The organism is Gluconobacter cadivus (assembly GCF_015244745.1).
Lineage (GTDB): Bacteria > Pseudomonadota > Alphaproteobacteria > Acetobacterales > Acetobacteraceae > Gluconobacter > Gluconobacter cadivus.
On record NZ_JABCQI010000001.1, the window covers coordinates 460,643 to 477,759 of the forward strand.

The following is a 17,117-nucleotide window of genomic DNA, read 5'->3' on the forward strand; positions in this document are numbered from 1 at the left end:
GGTCACATTCTGCGTTGACTCCATAACATAAGCCTCCGCGTCCACGATCCTACCCCATCAAGGGCAGGAAAACGCATTTCTTGCGATTTTGAGGATCTTTTTATGCTGTGAGATGATTTTCTCCCGTTACGGGAACCGCGACAGCCCAGACAAAATCGGTCTCACCGGGCATTTGCCCTATCCGTGGCCACAGGATCAGTCGACCCTGATGCCACACACCCGGAAGACAACGGGCAGCGGCATAGGGAATACCCAGCCTGCGCAGATCCAGTCCGTGCACGGCGTCACCCAAAGGTCCGATCACACTGTCTGCCGGAATATCATGCATCAGCAGACGCCAGCGTCCGTCCCAGACACACCCTTCCTTTGCCGCAAGCGGGGCAGCAAGAGCGCGTTCCTCTCGAACGAGGATCACGCCGCTGCCAAAACGCCCGGCCGGTTGAATCTGAACGCCAGACAGCGTGCCGCATCCTTTTTCCAGCAACAGCCGTACGGCCTCTCTCGCGGGGCGGTACGCATGCCCTGAAACAAGCCGGATCAGAGCGGACAGAGTCTCTTCGTTCATCCCGGCCTGTTCCAGAAAAACCCATCCCTCGGGATGCCAGACGGCATGGGATGCAAGATTTTTGGCCAGTACCACCTCACGACTCCGGTTTTCCTGGCGTGCCGTCAGATGAAGGGTCTGGATATTGCGCCTTTGCTCAGGTGTCAGATCCTGCCGCCACCGCACCCGCTCGAACCGTCGGTTGGCATTCGACGGGTCCTCGATCCATGGCAGACCCGCGGCTTTCAAAGTCAGTCTCAGGCGCGATGGGTCGAGCGTTAAAAGCGGACGCAACACCCAGATACGCCCTCGCACAGCGCTCATCTGAATGCCACCCAGCCCCAGAGGTCCGCTCGCGCGCAGACTCCGCATCCACACGGTTTCATCCTGATCGCCCGCATGATGTGCCACAAGAAGATCCAGACATCCTGCTGCAACGCAGGCCGCCTCCAGCGCCTCGAACCGTGCCTCGCGCGCCCGTTCCTGCAATCGCCCTTTCGGAAACGGCGCGAGCGTCAGGAGGCGGGCGGGTACATCCATGGCGGCAAGCCGTTCAACCGTCAGCCGTGCTTCGGCAGCCGATTCAGGCCGCAGGGCATGATCAACCACGAAAGCCACGACATTGCGTCGCCAGCGCCGAGCCAGAAACGCGAGCGCCATGGAGTCGGCGCCCCCCGAAACAGCAAGGGCAATCGGAGCGTCCGGGATATCAGGTGGCCAAGGGCCGAGACCTGACATCAGGCCCTGAAATTCGCATTCCCCGACCGGATGATCGGGTCCTGCTTCCAACAACGCGGGTTTCAGTGACAGGCAGCACGGCTCCGGAATGTCGTCTCGGCGCTCTTCACCCGCGGCGCAGGGGTTGGAAATTCCGATTTCAGCTTATCAAGAGCCTGACACGCCGAGTTCTTGTCCCCCAACGCCAGCATCGAAGCGGCCACACCCAACAGGGAATCCTGCGCCTTCTGGGACTTCGGAGCCTTCGTATAGGCGTCATAATAAGCAACCGCAGACTGGCGATACTGCTTCTGTCCTGCCAGAGACTGGGCCAGAAGGAACTGTGCATCCACTTTACCAGACAGACTATGGGCTGTTTTCACGGCAAAACGCGCATTGCTCTCCGCATCCGTATAGTTCCCGGATCTAAGAGACGCATTTCCAACCTTCAACGCATCCAGAGCGGTTTTCGGCTGCTCGGCGGCGTCCGGAGTAGCAGCGGAGGCTTTGTCCTCGGCTGCTGCCGGAGTTTTAGCTGGAGCAGGTGTCGAAGCCCCGCCTCCGCCATTTTGGGAAGCAAACTGCATGTCCGAAATCTGCTTGGACACATTGGCCTGATTGTCGCGGACGGAGTTGCTGAGCTGATCCAGTTCGCCACGCATCTGGCGGTTCTGTTCTTCCAGAGCCGAAACGCGCTCCAGAAGCTGGGCCGTCAGGTTGCCATCGCCCGCCGAAACCGGAGCCGCTGCCGTCGCACTGGGGGCACTCAGGCCGCCGCCATTCTGAACCTGTGAGAGCTGCTGACGCAGGGAGGCAATTTGATCCTGCAAAGCAATCGCCTCGCGTGAGGAAATTTCCCCGCTATCCGGCGCATCCTGTGCCACGGCCGGGAGGACAGGCGAAAGGACGGAAAAAGCCGTGCCCAGAAAGACGGCACGCAGGGAACGGGACAGCACCATAACGGATCTCCTGAGACAAACTCGCACTCACGGGCACGCAGGCAGGTCATACGTGCAACATGCGCCCAGTCATAAAACAGAAACGGCCGGGGGATAATCCCCCGGCCGCTCATCATCCCAGTCCGTCAGGCCTGAAACGTCTGTTCAGCGAACAGACGTGATGGCGTTACGGTTCTGTGCCCAGGCCTGCTCGTCGTCGCCATCAGCGGTCGGACGATCCTTGCCGTAGGAGATCGTGGTGATGCGCGAAGCGCTCACGCCCTTGGCGACCAGATAGTCGCGGGCTGCGTTTGCACGACGCTGGCCGAGAGCAATATTGTACTCTTCCGTGCCACGGTCATCGCAGTTACCAGCGACCTGGATGCTGACCTGCGGGTACTTTGCGAGCCATGCAGCCTGCTTGTCCAGCGTAGCGCGGGCTTCTTCAGAGAGCTGGGACTGGTTCAGCTCGTAGAAGACGCGGTCGCCGACATTGGCAACCAGATCGGCTTCGCTGCCGGGCGTCGGGCCAGCTTCCTGAGCGACGGCGCCTGCGCCATTGCTGTCACCCTTGTTGGTGTTGCCGTTGGAACAGGCTGCGAGAACAAGCGCCAGACCAAGCGCGCCAAATACCTTGAACTTCATGTGTCTCAATCCTGAGAACGGCCCCACAGCGGGAACCGAATGCGGAAAATGCCGCGTTATTCCGGACCACCTCTTTCCTGTTCGGAACAGACAGGAATCGGTTCCGATCCCTGCATGCCAACCTTGAAAATCAGTGGCCATAAGCGCCCATACTCATGACTCGAATCACCGGTCAAGTGCCGTGTTAACGCCGGTTAAATGTGAAAAGTTCGATTCATAATCGGAACCAGAAATTTCGGCATAAATGTCACAGCTATTCTGAAGAATGTGGCAGAATTCTGCCACATCATCGAAACCAGCGTGCTTTCACGCTCCTGAAACATGCGCTGCCTGCGTAGCTGCCCAGCGTTACAGTCGTAGCATGAGGAGAGGGAAAGACCACCTCCGTCATCCTGACGAGTCCGTCAGCCGCGAAAATCTCGACCGAACTCCGGTCCACAATAACTCTCAGACGAACACCCCCATCCTGTGGAGGAAGGGGTGCCACATGCCGCGTCGTAAAGGTCGTGTCCGGTACCAAAACCCCTGACCGACTGCGGTCTACAACCAGTTCCCGACGTGTGGGGTCGTAGAGGATCTCGGTGCCAAACATGCCATCCTCCGTCGCCGCCACAGTCAGCACCGCCACGTCTCCGTCAGGCTCAATAACCAGTTGGAGTTCAAGCACCGCATCCGCGAAATCCGTACAGTCCGCAACGCTATCGGGAAGCTTCCAGACCACTTCTGCTTCCGGGCGGATGTCGCTGGCCACAAAGACCTCGACCGGAGCGCCAAGACTGACTGGGTTTTGCTTCATCAAAAGCGTACCGTCCTCCTGCCGCACAAGGGACAGATGCGTCGGAAGCGTCATCTGGCCGCGCCATGGAACGGTCGGCGTCTGGTTGGCGTAGTTCCAGTTGCCCATCCAGCCGATACTGACGGGTGTGGGCGTTCCGGCGAAGCAGACAATCGCATAATTGTCCGGTCCATAATCCATCCAACGATACTGCCAGGGATCATCTGTGGCCGTTGGCTGCTCTGCGGGCGTGAAGATCGTGCCGTCGAACTCTCCGACGTAATAGAACGTCCCAGATCCACCTGTCAGACCACCGGGATTGACGCTGACGATCATCACCCAGCCGGAAGCCCCAGCCTCCCCCTCAATCGGGAGCCGCGTCAGAACCGGTACTTCCCACAGCATGTCCGGCGTATGATAGCCGGGCGGCCGAAAGTCGCTGAGGAACTCCCAGTGCAGAAAATCGGTGGAGCGGAAGAGCTTGACCACCTGCTGTTCGGCCTCGACCGCCGTCAGCACCCAGTATCCGCCCTCTTCATACCAGCACAGTGCCGGGTCCCGGAAATTCCGGGACACCGGATCGAGCGTCAGAACCGGATTGTGAGCGTAGCGGGTCCAGTTCGCTCCACGATCCAGACTGACCGCAACCGAAACCGCCTGGGTGCCGTCTTCCTGCTCGCCCGGCATGTCGCGGAATACGCTGGTGTAGAGCGCTAGAAGCGGAGGATTTTCGTCTGTTCCCAGACTGCTGCGATTGTCTCGGTCATAAATCACCGTGCCGGAATAGATCTGCTCCTGCGGTGTGGACGGCAGCGCAATCGGTTGCTCTTCCCAATGCAGCAGATCACGGCTGGTGGCATGACCCCAGGAAATATAGCCCATGACGGGCTCGACCGGATTGTGTTGGTAAAAGAGGTGATACACACCATCAATCAGGATCGGCCCGTTCGGATCATTCATCCAGTTCCGGGCCGGGGCATAATGCAGCAGCGGACGCCACTGCCGTGTCTCCTGAAGGGACATGGGAATTCTCCTGTTCAAGCAGTCTTTGCGACGCCCTACAGGAAAAAGGGTTCCCCACCCTTTTGCAAATCCGCGCCCCCGAACCGGAAGCGCGGAACACAGCCTCAGCCGTTGCGCGGTGACCAGGCCGGATCGGACGCACCCGTCGAGGTCCGGATCGGACGCTCGTTAAAGCCCGTAATATCGATCGTCCCGATCCCCGATGCAAAGCCCGCACCGCCCGCACCGGCTGCGCTCTGGCGGCAGAACGCCAGCACACGGCCATTGGGGCAGAAGGTCGCGCTATCAACGGTAAAGCCCTGCGTCAGAATACGCTCACCGCTGCCATCCGGGTTCATCACCCCGAGCGAGAATCCGCCGCCGCCGATGCGCGTAAAGGCGATCAGGTCTCCACGCGGGGACCAGACCGGCGAACCATACTGGCCGGTACCATAGGAAATCCGCTTCGCCGGACCACCCGACGCACTCATGATATAGAGCTGCGGGCTGCCACCGCGATCCGAGTTGAACACGATCTGGCTGCCATCCGGGCTGAAGCACGGGCTGGTGTCGATTGCGCCATTGGAATTGGTAATCTGACGCTTTGCACGCGAGGCCAGATCGACAATGAAAATATCCGACCCGCTGCCACGCGTAGCGGACAGCACGACGGAACCGCCGGTCGGCGAGAAACGCGGGGCAAAGGAAATGCCCGCGAACTCACCCAGAATCTGCTGACGACCGGATGCCAGATCGAACAGGTACACGCGCGGACGATTGTTGGCGTAGGACATGAACGCAATCTGGTCGCGCACCGGGTTGAAGCGCGGCGTCAGCGTCAGCCATTCGCCGTTCGTCAGCATCCGTTCGTTGGCACCATCCTGATCCATCAGGGCCAGACGTGTGATCTGATGATGACGCGGGCCGGTGCGGGCGATATAGGCGATGCGGGTGTCGAAATAGCCCTTCTCGCCCAGCATCCGCTCATAAATCACATCCGCGATAATATGCGCGATGCGACGCCAGTTGGACGTCGAGGCCGTGTAAGCCGTGCCCTGAAGCTGCTGGCCGGACAGCACGTTCCACAGACGCATCTCAACACGCACACTGCCCGAACCGATCGCCTGTCCGGAAACGGCCGCACGAGCCCCCTGCGCCTTGAGTGCACTGAAATCGGGCGTGGAGCCGGGCGGCACGTCGCCGCTCATGACCTTGAACAGGCCGGTGCCGTTCAGGTCGGACGTGATGACACCGGAAATCTGTTCACCCAAGCCTGCCCCGAAATTCGGGATGACAATGGGGATCGGCTCCTGACGGGCCTGATCGACGGTAATTTCAGCCTCACCGGGGCCAGAGGCAGCTGCGGACTGGGCAAAAGCGGCCAGAGGCGTTGCCAGAAGGCCACCAGCAGCGGTGGCTCCCAGAACGGAGCGGCGCGAAAACAGCGCGCTCAGGGCCTCGGCGTCGGTATCGGGAATGAAGGACATGAGACTTCCTCGTGGATTACGGCCTGAAGACAAAACGCAGCTCATGCGTCTGACCAAGCATCTTGGAGGGAATGGGCAGATGGGCACAGGTGGGGCTCAGCACCGCATCCCGCGCCCGCTCCGCCAGAACGCGGTAAGACGGGTCGGATGCCATTTTCGCAGCCGTATCAGGCGCAAATTTGACAATCCGCGCCTCACCGGTCGCGTCGACGGTCACGACCATATGCGCGACAAAACTCGCATAGTTCCGTGCTTCGGTATCTTCAGTGTAGCAACGGCGCACGGAGCCGCCGATGGCTTTCTGATCCGCCATGGACAGCGACTTCGTAATGTCGCCGTTCGGCACACCGCCTCCGTTCGGCGCACCACCCTGTGGAGGATTGGCCTTTGCGGTCGGCGCATGGGTCTGCTTCTGATCGGCGCGGAAATTATCCAGCGTTGCCAGCAGCGAATGACTGTCCGCTTCCGTTTTCTTGGCCGCGTTCGGCTGCGTCATATGCGAAAATTTCGGCATATCCGGCAGCTTGTCGGCTTTCTGTGTCTGCGGGCTCGGCGGCGCAACCATCGTCGATTTCGACGGTGGTGACGGCGTGGGCGGCGACGCTGGCACAGGCTGCGGGGACTCATCCGTCATTTTCGGCGGAAGCTTGATATCCGGCAGCTTCTGCGGCGGCGTCTCCGGCGGAGGCGGCACAGGCTGGGGCGGCGGAGGTGGCGGAGGCGGCTCTTCCGTCGGCGCTTTCAGAGGAGGCGTCGGAGACGGAGGGGCCTCGTTCTTCACAGGCGCGGGAGCCGGAGCGGGCGCAGGAGCCGGATGATCGGCCTTGACCGGATGGGTCGGCGGGCCAGCCTGCTCGAACTCCATCTGCACCGTGGGTGGTTCAGGCGGTTCGGGTGGTTTTTCCGGCGGGATTTGAACAATCAGATACGCGATCAGCCCCAGATGAATGGCGACTGATCCGTAAAGCGCATGACGAAAGCGCCTGTTGTCAGAGCGGCGTGGACGGACCACGGCAGGCGCCTCTTACTGGCCGCTCTGGGGCTGCTGCGCGAGAAGCGCAACATGCGTGAAACCGCCCGACGTGATCTGGCCCATGACCTGCATCACCTGTCCGTAGTCGATATGGGCATCAGCACGAACAAAGATGCGATGGGTCGGATCGTTCTGCGACTGCGCCTTGAGCTGCTCGATCAACTGGTCGGACGTCACCGGTTGGTCTCCCAGATACAGCGAACCATCCGTTTTCAGAGAGACCGTGATCGGCTTGGAATCCGAATTGACCGGGCTGGCATCCGTCTTCGGCAGATCCACATTGACACCACTGGTCAGCATCGGCGCCGTCACCATGAAAATGATGAGCAGCACCAGCATGACGTCCACCAGTGGCGTGACGTTGATTTCCGAGGCGGGCCGACGCTTGCGGCGTCCGCCTCCTCCAGCCCGTCCTCCCGCAGACATCCCCATGGTTCAGGCCTTCCCGCCGGTCGTATCGTCCGCACGTTCCTCGGACTGACGCGACAGAATAGCCGCGAACTCGGTGCCGAAGGCTTCCATACGATCCGTGAACTTCTCGAATGAGTTGCTCAGACCGTTATAGGCAATATAGGCCGGAATAGCCGTCACGAGACCAATGGCCGTTGCGAACAGGGCTTCGGAAATACCCGGCGCCACAACGGAAAGATTCGTGTTGTGCATCTGCGCGATGGACGCGAACGAATGCATGATGCCCCAGACCGTTCCGAAAAGACCGACAAACGGCGCCACCGGGCCGATCGTCGCGAGGAAAATCAGGCGGCGCGTCAGACGATCGTTCTCACGCATGATGGTGATGTCGATGGCGCGGTCTACGCGCTCGCGCACGCCACCCCGCGACAGGTCGATGCCGCCAATTCGGGCGGAACGGCGCCACTCGCCCATGGCCGCGCCGAAGACGGCCGCCATCGGATGCGTCGGGCGCGCACCGTCGGATTCGTAGAGATCGTCGAGCGATCCCCCTGACCAGAAACGGTCCTCGAATTCCGTCGCCTCGCGATTGACGCGACGGATTAGAATGATTTTTTCCGCAATGATCGCCCATACGCCAGCGCTGCACAGCAGCAGACCCAGCATCACCAGCTTTACAACGATGGAGGCGTGCAGGAACAGGTCCAGAGGCGAAAGACCGGTCGCACCGACCGCCCCAAGCGCACTCGAACTTACCTCATGATCCACTGTTCTCTCCTGTACAGATCCTGTCCCTTGCGGGTCAGGACTCTCCATTGCACTTCACGCGGAAACAGGAAAGTGGGTCAGACCTCTCCTGCCTCCAGTTTTCTTACTGCATCACGCCAGCGAGGCGGAATTTTGGCAGGTTTCATGTCAACGGCACTCAGACAGGCCAGTTCCACGTCGATAACCGTAGCGGTTTCGCCACCCCCGGAATAATTCCGGACGGTCTGACAAAGTTTGAGCCGCGTCGGGGTCATGGCGTCCAGCGCCGTCTCGATTTCCATTTCATCATCGAGTCGGAGTGGCGAGCGATACCGGATCGCCGCCTGACGCACGACGAAGACCAGTCCAAAATCGTTCAGAAGTTCTGTCACGGATGCATCCGCATCGCGCATCGCCTCGCTCCGCGCCCGCTCGGCAAAACCCAGATAGCGCGCGTGATAGACAATGCCGCCTGCGTCGGTGTCTTCGTAATAAACCCGGAACCTGATCTTGTGCGTGGCCATACTGTCTCTCCAGTCATGGTGCGCCCATCTCCCGAACCGCGTTCAGGATCATTCAGGGCGCGGAATCGTCCTGCTCCAGCGTGGAAAGCAGGTCCACCTGGCTCGCTGGCGGCGTAAGACCGAGATGACGCCATCCTGCCTCACCCAGCATCCGCCCTCGCGCCGTTCTCAGAACGAGCCCTTCCTGAATGAGATAAGGCTCGATCACGTCTTCCAGCGTATCGCGTGCTTCGGCAAGCCCTGCCGCCAGTGTTTCCACACCGACCGGGCCACCATGATGATGCTCGGCAATTCGCTTCAGATAGCGCCGATCCATCGCATCCAGCCCGCGCCCGTCAACCTCAAGCCGCCCCAACGCCGCATCGGCCAACGCCCGGTCCACAACGGCCTGTTTCGAGACGAGTGCGAAGTCACGCACCCGGCGCAACAGACGCCCGGCAATCCGGGGCGTACCGCGCGAACGGCGGGCAATTTCTTCGGCTCCATCGTCCGTCAGGCGCATCCCGAGCTTTACGGCACCGCGCGAGACGATCGCCCGCAGTTCTTCCGGCGTATAAAACACCAGCCGTAGCGGAATCCCAAACCGGTCCCGCAAAGGCGTCGCCAGCAGACCAGCCCGCGTGGTCGCGGCCACAAGCGTGAACGGCGCCAGATCAATCCGCACGGAGCGCGCGGCAGGCCCCTCGCCGATAATCAGATCGAGCTGAAAATCTTCCATCGCCGGATAGAGGACTTCCTCGATCGCAGGCTGAAGACGGTGGATTTCATCAATGAACAGCACATCGCGCGGCTGGAGATTCGTCAGGATCGCCGCCAGATCGCCCGCCCGCTGGATGACCGGCCCGGAGGTCGCCCGGAAACCCACACCCAGTTCCCGCGCGACGATCTGCGCCAGCGTCGTCTTGCCCAGACCCGGTGGTCCGTGCAGCAGAACATGATCCAGCGCCTCACCCCGCGCCCTAGCAGCCTCAATGAAGATGGCAAGATTTTCGCGGCTGGCTTTCTGGCCCGTAAAGTCCGCAAGCGTCTCAGGACGCAAACCGCCCTCGCCCGTATCCTCGGGCTGACGGGCCGGATCAGTTTCGCGATAGATGTCACTCATCGCGCAAGATCCTTCAGGCTCAGACGGATCGCCAGATCAAGCGTCGCATTCTCGTTCTCGGCCAGAACTTTGCTCAGAACCGGCCACGCTTCGGCCCGTCGGAAGCCAAGCCCCGCAAGCGCCAGCAGTGCATCATTCTCGACACTCGGCCCGGAGACGATTCCCGGCGCAGACACAGTCCCGCCGCCACCCGGCATTTTCGCGACCTTGTTGCGAAGCTCGCTCAAAATCCGATCCGCCAGACGCGGCCCCACACCCGCAGCCCGCGTCAGCGAGCCTTTGTCCCCGGCATTGATCGCCAGAAGAAGCTCGCCCGGACTGTTGGCCGACAGGATCGCCAGCGCCACTTTCGCGCCCACGCCCTGAACGGTCGTCAGCAGGCGGAACCAGTCCCGCTCATCCGTCGTCGCAAAACCGAACAACTGGATCGCATCCTCGCGCACGATCGTTTCGATCAGCACGCGCGCCACGGATGGCGGCTGGGGCAGTGCCGCCAGCGTGCGGGTCGAGGCCGACACCACATAGCCCACGCCATTGACATCCACGATGCAACGCTCGCCTTCGATCTGCCCGACAAGTCCAGTCAGTTGCCCGATCATGCCATCCGCTTTCCGGCCACGACATGTGCCGCACTGGCCCGGTGATGGGCATGACAGATCGCAACGGCCAGCGCATCGGACGCATCGGCCTTGCGAATTTCCGCGCCCGGCAGCAGCCGCTTCACCATCATCGTCACCTGCTCCTTGGTTGCAGACCCGGTCCCGACCACGGATTTCTTCACCGTCATCGCACCATATTCCGCAACCGGCAGACCTTCATAAGCAGGCGTCAGCAGAGCAACACCACGTGCATAACCGAGCTTGAGCGTCGAAGAGCCATTGCGGTTGACGTAGGTTTCTTCAACGGCGGCTTCCGCTGGCGCATATTCGCGGATCAGCTTCTTCAGCGCCCCGTGCAGCTCGCACAGGCGCAGCGGCACGGATTCGGACCCATCGGTCCCGATGACACCCGACGCCACATGCTTCAGGTGATTGCCGTCCACGTCGATGATGCCCCAGCCCATGAACCGCAGGCCGGGGTCAATGCCCATCAGACGGATCAAGCAGCCAGCGCCTCGGCAACGTCGTCAGGAATATCGAAGTTCGCGTAGACGGCCTGAACGTCGTCATTATCTTCCAGAACGTCGATCAGCTTCATGACCGAACGTGCCTTGTCCTCGTCCAGCGTCACGCTGTTTTCCGGACGCCAGTCGAGCTTGGACGACTGCGGCTCGCCAAAACGGCTTTCAAGCGCATCGCGGACAGCAAAGAAATTTTCCATCTCGCAGGTGACTTCATGGCCGTCTTCGGTGGTGACGGCATTATCCGCACCGGCTTCGATCGCAGCTTCCAGCATGTCGTCTTCGGACGCCACATCGAGCGGATAGCTGATGACGCCCAGACGCTGGAACATGAACGAGACGGAGTTCGTCTCACCCATCGAACCACCATGCTTGGAGAAGGCTGCGCGCACTTCGCCCGCCGTCCGGTTGCGGTTATCCGTCAGCCCTTCGACAATGATCGCAACGCCAGCCGGACCATAGCCCTCGTAACGGACTTCGACATAATCGTCGCCACCCGCCGTGCCGGACGCCTTCTTGATAGCGCGCTCGACATTGTCCTTGGGCATGTTGACTTCGCGCGCCATGGACAGCGCCGCACGCAGCCGCGGGTTGGACGCAGCTTCGGGCAGACCCGAGCGCACGGCAACCGTGATTTCACGCAGAACCTTGGCGAACTGCTTGGCCCGCTTGGCATCCTGCGCACCCTTGCGGTGCATGATGTTCTTGAACTGTGAATGACCGGCCATCGGTCGCTCCTTCCTCTATCGTCGTGTCAGAGGCTCAGACGAGCCTGCCATGACAGTGTTTGAACTTCAGACCCGATCCACACGGGCACAGGGCATTGCGCGGCGTCTCGGCATTCCAGCGCTGAAGCGTCTCGGCATCAGGCTCTACCCCTGCCGAAACGGGCTGCGGGCGCGGCGTGAACGGCATTGCAGGCGAGAAAGACGCCACCGGACCCGGCGCCGGAATTTCCGAACCCGTTGTGCCCTGCGCGAACAGTCCCGCAGGTTCCTCAGATGGGCCGGACGTCTCGGTATTGATAACCGGGAACGGCGGCGGCTCGGAGACAGCCTGAATGCGGCACATCGTCTCCGTCACGCGGACCCGCATGTCATCCAGCATCGCCGTGAACATCTGGAAGGCTTCCTGCTTATACTCGTTCAGCGGATCACGCTGACCATACGCCCGCAGACCAATACCCTGACGAAGCTGATCCAGCCCGTGCAGATGCTCTTTCCAGACGGCATCGAACGTCGTCAGCACGACCTGCTTTTCAATCAGGCGCATCAGTTCGGGGCCCATATTGGCCGTCCGCGCCGCCTGCGCCTTCGCGGCTTCGGCCTGAATGCGCTCAATCACGCTTTCAGAATCCATGCCGTCTTCCTTCGCCCAGTCTGCGATCGGAAGATCCAGGTTCAGAATACGGGAAACCTCGCGGGTCAGCCCTTCCGTATCCCACGCTTCAGCAAAGGATTTTTCGGGAATATGGGCATGGACCAGATCTTCGATCGTGTGTTCGCGCAGTTCGGCGATCACACCCGAAAGGTCTTCCGTCGCCATGTACTCGCGGCGTTGGGCGTAAACCTCCTTGCGCTGGTCATTCATGACGTCGTCATATTTGAGCGTGTTCTTGCGCATGTCGAAATTGCGCGCTTCAACCCGCTTCTGCGCCTTTTCCAGAGCCTTGTTCAGCCACGGATGAACGATCGCTTCGCCTTCCTTCAGGCCCATTTTCTGCATCATCGCGCCCATACGATCGCTGGCGAAAATGCGGATCAGATCGTCTTCAAGCGACAGGAAGAAACGCGAATTTCCCGGATCGCCCTGACGGCCAGAACGGCCGCGCAACTGGTTGTCCACGCGGCGGCTTTCATGACGTTCCGTACCAATCACATACAGACCGCCTGCGTTATGAACTTCCTCGTGATGCTCCTCGACGCTCGCACGGATGTCCTGCTCGACGGCCTCGCGCTGCGCCTCGTCTTCGACGTTCTCGATACTGGCCTTCACCAGCATCTCGATATTGCCGCCCAGTTTGATGTCGGTTCCGCGGCCCGCCATGTTGGTCGCAATCGTGATCGCACCCGGCGCACCCGCCTGCGCGACGATGATGGCTTCCTTTTCATGCTGCCGGGCATTGAGCACGTTATGCGGAATGCCGCGCTGCGTCAGGATATGGGAGAGATATTCGCTCTTCTCGATGGACGTCGTGCCCACGAGAATGGGCTGGCCCGTCTTGTGGATATCGCGGATCAGATCGGCCACGGCATTGAACTTTTCCGCAGCCGTCAGATAGACCTCGTCATCCGTGTCGATCCGCTGGACGGGCAGGTTCGTCGGGATTTCCACCACATCGAGATGATAGATTTCGGCGAACTCGTCGGCCTCGGTCATGGCCGTACCGGTCATGCCGGACAGCTTCGGGTAGAGACGGAAATAGTTCTGGAAGGTGATGGAAGCGAGCGTCTGGTTCTCCTGCTGGATCTCCACATGCTCCTTGGCTTCCAGCGCCTGATGCAGACCATCCGAATAGCGGCGCCCATCCATCATACGACCGGTGAACTCGTCGATAATGACGACCTTGCCCTCACGCACGATATAATCCACATCCCGCGTAAACAGCGTATGCGCCCGCAGGGACTGCTGGACGTGATGAACGACAGCCACGTTGTGAATGTCGTACAGCCCGCCTTCCTGAAGCACCCCGGCCTGCGCCAGAAGTTCCTCGACGCGGTGCGAGCCTTCTTCGGTCAGCGTGACCGAACGCAGCTTCTCGTCCTTGTCGTAAACGTCCGGCTCCTGAACGAGCTTCACGACCACATCATCGACAGAGCGATACAGGTCGGAGCTGTCATCCGCAGGGCCGGAAATAATGAGCGGCGTCCGCGCCTCGTCGATCAGGATGCTGTCCACCTCATCCACGATCGCGTGGTTGAACGGACGCTGCACCATGTCGGCGAGCGAATATTTCATATTGTCGCGCAGGTAGTCGAAACCGAACTCATTATTCGTGCCGTAGGTGATATCCGCCGCGTAGGCGTCACGACGCTCGCCATCCGACAGGTTCGGGATGATCACACCCGTCGTCAGCCCGAGGAAGCTGTACAGAACGGACATTTCCTCGGCATCGCGTCGCGCAAGATAGTCGTTCACCGTGACGACATGCACACCCTTGCCACTCAGCGCGTTCAGATAGACCGCAAGTGTTGCAACAAGCGTCTTGCCCTCACCGGTCCGCATTTCCGCGATCCGACCGCCATGCAGGACCATGCCGCCAATGAGCTGCACATCGAAATGGCGTTTGCCCAGAACCCGGCGCGATGCTTCGCGGCAGACCGCAAAGGCTTCCGACAGCAGACCATCAAGGGTTTCGCCCTTCTCAAGCCGCTCCCTGAACTCGACCGTCTTGTGCCGGAGCTGTTCGTCAGAGAGCGCCTGAACCGCAGGCTCCAATGCATTGATCTCGGGCACACGGCGCTGATACGCCTTGAGCGTGCGATCGTTGGCAGAACCGAAAAGGGCGCGGGCGAGGCGTGCGAACATGCTGAACCTTGAGATGCCGAAGACCCGGAACGCCAGATCTTTCCAGAACCGGAAAGACCCGCACACCGTGCCGTCAGGATTTTCACGTCTGCTGGAAATAGGACCGGGGCCGCGTAGGGTCAATGGAGAGGCCGCAGAGAACCTTGAGGAAATGTCCGCATTGTCATCGCAGTGTCACATCAAACCCGTAGACCGCACCCATCCGACACCCTCGTGAAGGAATGGTAACGGACCGCACCCTTGCAGGGCGGACCAGCCTTTGTCATGGTGCAGACCATCCTTATTCTCAGGTTACATCCGAGGTAGTCCCACATGCGGCTTTCCCGCTCCACTTTCGCTCTCGCAGTCCTCATGGCCGGCACATCGGTTACGGCATCGACGGCTTTCGCCGCTCCTGCTGCCGCTCCCGCAGCGGCCCCGGCCGCAACGGCTCCTGCAGCAGCCCCCGCCGCCAACCCGGACATGCTGATCGCCACCGTCAACGGTTCAAAGATCACGCTCGGTGACGTGCAGCGCGCTGCTGGCAACCTCCCGCCGCAGGCCCGCCAGATCCAGCCGTCCGTTCTGATCCCGCTGATCGTCAACCAGCTCGTTGACCAGAAGGCCGTTCAGATTGCCGCCGACAAGGAAGGCCTGAGCCGCAAGCCGGACGTGAAGGCCGCCATGGACGCTGCCTCTGCGAACGCCCTGCAGAACGCCTATCTGGAAGAAAAGGTCGGCCCGCTGGTCACCGATTCCACGCTGCACGACTTCTATCAGACGCATTATGCGAACAAGAAGCCGGAAGAAGAGATCCACGCCCGCCACATCCTCGTGGACAGCGAAGCGCAGGCCAAGGACATCATTGCCCAGCTCAACAAGGGTGCTGATTTCGGCAAGCTCGCCGCACAGCTTTCCAAAGACAAGGGCTCAGCTGGCGCAAATGGCGGCGATCTCGGCTGGTTCAAGAAGGCTGACATGCTGCCGGCCTTCTCTGCTGCCGCCTTCGCCATGAAGCCGAACACGATCTCCCAGACGCCGGTCCACACCCAGTACGGCTGGCATGTGATTCAGGTTCTCGCGACCCGCACGGCCCCGATTCCGACCTTCGATCAGGTCCACGACCAGGTCCGTCAGGAACTGATCCGCGACAAGGTCCGTGACATCGTACAGAACGCCGAATCCCAGGTGAAGGTCGTTCACTACGACTCACAGGGCAAGGTTATCCCGGACGCAGCTCCGGCTGCCGCACCTGCAAAGAAGTAAGACTACCATGGCAAAGCCGCTCCCCGTCTCTCCGCTCGCTCGTCCGCTGCCGGACCTTGCAACGATTGCGGGCGTGCGGCTTTCCGCCGTCGCCGCGGGCATCCGCTATCAGGGCCGTACGGACCTGATGCTGGCGGAATTCGTCCCCGGTACGGTCGCGGCAGGCGTCTACACCAAAAACGCCTGTCCCGGCGCTCCGGTCCTCTGGTGCCGGACCGCGCTGACAACCCCCTATGCCCGCGCCCTGCTCGTCAATGCAGGCAACGCGAACGTCTTTACCGGTCGCGCCGGAATACAGGCCTGCTCCGACTGCGCTGACGCCACCGCACAGCTTCTGGACTGCCCCCCGCAGGACGTCTTTCTCGCCTCCACAGGCGTCATCGGCGAAAAACTGCCTCAGGATCGCATTATCGGCGCCCTCCCCGCTGCCAAGGCTGGTCTGGACGAAAACGGCTGGGCCGATGCCGCCCGCGCCATCATGACGACGGACACCTTCCCCAAGGCCGCACGTCGGGACGTCAAGATTGCCGGAACGCCCGTCCGCATTCAGGGCATCGCGAAGGGATCGGGCATGGTCGCCCCTGACATGGCCACGATGCTGGCCTATGTCGCAACCGACGCGAAACTGCCGCAGAACATTCTTCAGTCTCTGCTGTCCTCGGGCTGTTCCCAGAGTTTCAACGCCATCACCGTCGATTCGGACACCTCCACGTCGGACATGCTGATGCTGTTCGCCACCGGACTGGCTGACAATCCCGAGATCGACGACATCAACGACCCCGCTCTCGCCGAGTTTACCCTTGCACTGAACGACCTCCTGCTGGAGCTCGCGCTCATGGTGGTTCGCGACGGTGAAGGCGCGACGAAGCTCGTCCGCATCGGCGTTACGGGCGCTGAAAGCAATCTCTCCGCCCATCGCATTGCGCTCTGCATCGCCAATTCCCCCCTCGTAAAAACCGCCATCGCGGGCGAGGACGCCAACTGGGGCCGCGTGGTCATGGCCGTTGGAAAAAGCGGCGAACCTGCGGACCGCGACCGGCTTTCCGTCGCCATTGGCGGAACATGGATCGCCAAAGAGGGTGGCGTTGTCGAAAATTACGACGAAGCCCCGGTTGTGGCCCATATGAAGGGTCAGGAAATCGAAATCGTCGTCGATCTCGGCCTCGGTGACGGCGAGGCCCGCGTCTGGACCTGCGATCTGACGCATGGCTACATCGACATCAACGGCTCCTACCGCAGCTAGACGCTCCCAACACGTCAGCGAGAGCGGGGCTTGTGCGACCCCGCCTCTGTCGATAG

The 17,117-nt window shown here is 61.0% G+C and carries 16 protein-coding genes; 2 read left to right on the forward strand and 14 right to left on the reverse strand.

The annotated features are described in order from the left end of the window. Positions 1-100: 100 nt before the first annotated feature. The 14 genes from tilS to secA form a co-directional block, all read right to left on the reverse strand. A complete protein-coding gene (tilS, locus tag HKD28_RS02100) occupies positions 101-1,333 on the reverse strand; it encodes a tRNA lysidine(34) synthetase TilS (RefSeq protein WP_235993238.1) in 1,233 nt (410 codons plus the stop codon). An 11-nt stretch (positions 1,334-1,344) separates the two neighbouring features. Further along, positions 1,345-2,220: a tetratricopeptide repeat protein gene (locus HKD28_RS02105; protein ID WP_194266664.1), complete on the reverse strand. Its 876-nt coding sequence runs from the start codon at positions 2,218-2,220 to the stop codon at positions 1,345-1,347. A gap of 144 nt (positions 2,221-2,364) precedes the next feature. Beyond that, the gene (pal, locus tag HKD28_RS02110; RefSeq protein ID WP_062029150.1) at positions 2,365-2,844 is read right to left on the reverse strand and encodes a peptidoglycan-associated lipoprotein Pal; all 480 of its coding nucleotides are present in this window, start codon (positions 2,842-2,844) and stop codon (positions 2,365-2,367) included. A 286-nt stretch (positions 2,845-3,130) separates the two neighbouring features. After that, entirely contained in the window at positions 3,131-4,642 is a 1,512-nt protein-coding gene (locus tag HKD28_RS02115) for a glycoside hydrolase family 32 protein (RefSeq protein ID WP_194266665.1), read from the reverse strand. Between the two features lie 104 nt (positions 4,643-4,746). Continuing rightward, positions 4,747-6,108 (reverse strand): Tol-Pal system beta propeller repeat protein TolB, encoded by a 1,362-nt coding sequence (gene tolB, locus HKD28_RS02120; protein ID WP_194261903.1) that lies wholly within the window; start codon positions 6,106-6,108, stop codon positions 4,747-4,749. A 16-nt stretch (positions 6,109-6,124) separates the two neighbouring features. Then, positions 6,125-7,120 (reverse strand): energy transducer TonB, encoded by a 996-nt coding sequence (locus tag HKD28_RS02125; protein ID WP_099285462.1) that lies wholly within the window; start codon positions 7,118-7,120, stop codon positions 6,125-6,127. A 12-nt stretch (positions 7,121-7,132) separates the two neighbouring features. Next, positions 7,133-7,573, reverse strand: coding sequence for a protein TolR (gene tolR, locus HKD28_RS02130; RefSeq protein WP_194266666.1), 441 nt, complete (start codon positions 7,571-7,573; stop codon positions 7,133-7,135). A gap of 3 nt (positions 7,574-7,576) precedes the next feature. Beyond that, complete coding sequence (tolQ, locus tag HKD28_RS02135) at positions 7,577-8,368, reverse strand: protein TolQ (protein WP_194261901.1); 792 nt, start codon at positions 8,366-8,368, stop codon at positions 7,577-7,579. A gap of 29 nt (positions 8,369-8,397) precedes the next feature. Beyond that, positions 8,398-8,823, reverse strand: coding sequence for a tol-pal system-associated acyl-CoA thioesterase (ybgC, locus tag HKD28_RS02140; RefSeq protein WP_062029163.1), 426 nt, complete (start codon positions 8,821-8,823; stop codon positions 8,398-8,400). Positions 8,824-8,875: 52 nt separating this feature from the next. Next, positions 8,876-9,925 carry a Holliday junction branch migration DNA helicase RuvB gene (gene ruvB, locus HKD28_RS02145; protein WP_194261899.1) on the reverse strand — a complete coding sequence of 350 codons (1,050 nt, stop codon included), beginning with the start codon at positions 9,923-9,925 and terminating at the stop codon, positions 8,876-8,878. After that, a complete protein-coding gene (gene ruvA, locus HKD28_RS02150) occupies positions 9,922-10,524 on the reverse strand; it encodes a Holliday junction branch migration protein RuvA (protein WP_077802342.1) in 603 nt (200 codons plus the stop codon). Before ruvA ends, ruvB begins: the two co-directional genes overlap by 4 nt. Beyond that, complete coding sequence (gene ruvC / locus HKD28_RS02155) at positions 10,521-11,027, reverse strand: crossover junction endodeoxyribonuclease RuvC (RefSeq protein ID WP_041111979.1); 507 nt, start codon at positions 11,025-11,027, stop codon at positions 10,521-10,523. Before ruvC ends, ruvA begins: the two co-directional genes overlap by 4 nt. Continuing rightward, positions 11,024-11,773, reverse strand: a complete 750-nt coding sequence (locus HKD28_RS02160; RefSeq protein ID WP_194266667.1) for a YebC/PmpR family DNA-binding transcriptional regulator — start codon at positions 11,771-11,773, stop codon at positions 11,024-11,026. The genes ruvC and HKD28_RS02160 overlap by 4 nt, the downstream gene beginning before the upstream one ends. A 34-nt stretch (positions 11,774-11,807) precedes the next feature. Beyond that, positions 11,808-14,573 carry a preprotein translocase subunit SecA gene (gene secA, locus HKD28_RS02165; protein WP_194266668.1) on the reverse strand — a complete coding sequence of 922 codons (2,766 nt, stop codon included), beginning with the start codon at positions 14,571-14,573 and terminating at the stop codon, positions 11,808-11,810. 312 nt (positions 14,574-14,885) lie between these two features. Between secA and HKD28_RS02170 the strand changes: the two genes are divergently transcribed. Then, complete coding sequence (locus HKD28_RS02170; RefSeq protein WP_194266669.1) at positions 14,886-15,818, forward strand: peptidylprolyl isomerase; 933 nt, start codon at positions 14,886-14,888, stop codon at positions 15,816-15,818. A 7-nt stretch (positions 15,819-15,825) separates the two neighbouring features. Continuing rightward, positions 15,826-17,061 carry a bifunctional glutamate N-acetyltransferase/amino-acid acetyltransferase ArgJ gene (argJ, locus tag HKD28_RS02175; RefSeq protein WP_194266670.1) on the forward strand — a complete coding sequence of 412 codons (1,236 nt, stop codon included), beginning with the start codon at positions 15,826-15,828 and terminating at the stop codon, positions 17,059-17,061. The last annotated feature ends 56 nt before the right edge of the window (positions 17,062-17,117 follow it).

Bases quoted from the DNA above. Each gene is read 5' to 3' on its own strand.
- HKD28_RS02160 (WP_194266667.1), bottom strand. From the start codon at position 11,773: ATGGCCGGTCATTCACAGTTCAAGAACATCATGCACCGCAAGGGTGCG.
- argJ (WP_194266670.1), top strand. From the start codon at position 15,826: ATGGCAAAGCCGCTCCCCGTCTCTCCGCTCGCTCGTCCGCTGCCGGAC.
- ruvA (WP_077802342.1), bottom strand. From the start codon at position 10,524: ATGATCGGGCAACTGACTGGACTTGTCGGGCAGATCGAAGGCGAGCGT.
- tolQ (WP_194261901.1), bottom strand. From the start codon at position 8,368: ATGGAGAGTCCTGACCCGCAAGGGACAGGATCTGTACAGGAGAGAACA.
- ybgC (WP_062029163.1), bottom strand. From the start codon at position 8,823: ATGGCCACGCACAAGATCAGGTTCCGGGTTTATTACGAAGACACCGAC.
- tolB (WP_194261903.1), bottom strand. From the start codon at position 6,108: ATGTCCTTCATTCCCGATACCGACGCCGAGGCCCTGAGCGCGCTGTTT.
- tolR (WP_194266666.1), bottom strand. From the start codon at position 7,573: ATGGGGATGTCTGCGGGAGGACGGGCTGGAGGAGGCGGACGCCGCAAG.
- secA (WP_194266668.1), bottom strand. From the start codon at position 14,573: ATGTTCGCACGCCTCGCCCGCGCCCTTTTCGGTTCTGCCAACGATCGC.
- pal (WP_062029150.1), bottom strand. From the start codon at position 2,844: ATGAAGTTCAAGGTATTTGGCGCGCTTGGTCTGGCGCTTGTTCTCGCA.
- HKD28_RS02115 (WP_194266665.1), bottom strand. From the start codon at position 4,642: ATGTCCCTTCAGGAGACACGGCAGTGGCGTCCGCTGCTGCATTATGCC.
- HKD28_RS02170 (WP_194266669.1), top strand. From the start codon at position 14,886: ATGCGGCTTTCCCGCTCCACTTTCGCTCTCGCAGTCCTCATGGCCGGC.
- HKD28_RS02105 (WP_194266664.1), bottom strand. From the start codon at position 2,220: ATGGTGCTGTCCCGTTCCCTGCGTGCCGTCTTTCTGGGCACGGCTTTT.
- ruvB (WP_194261899.1), bottom strand. From the start codon at position 9,925: ATGAGTGACATCTATCGCGAAACTGATCCGGCCCGTCAGCCCGAGGAT.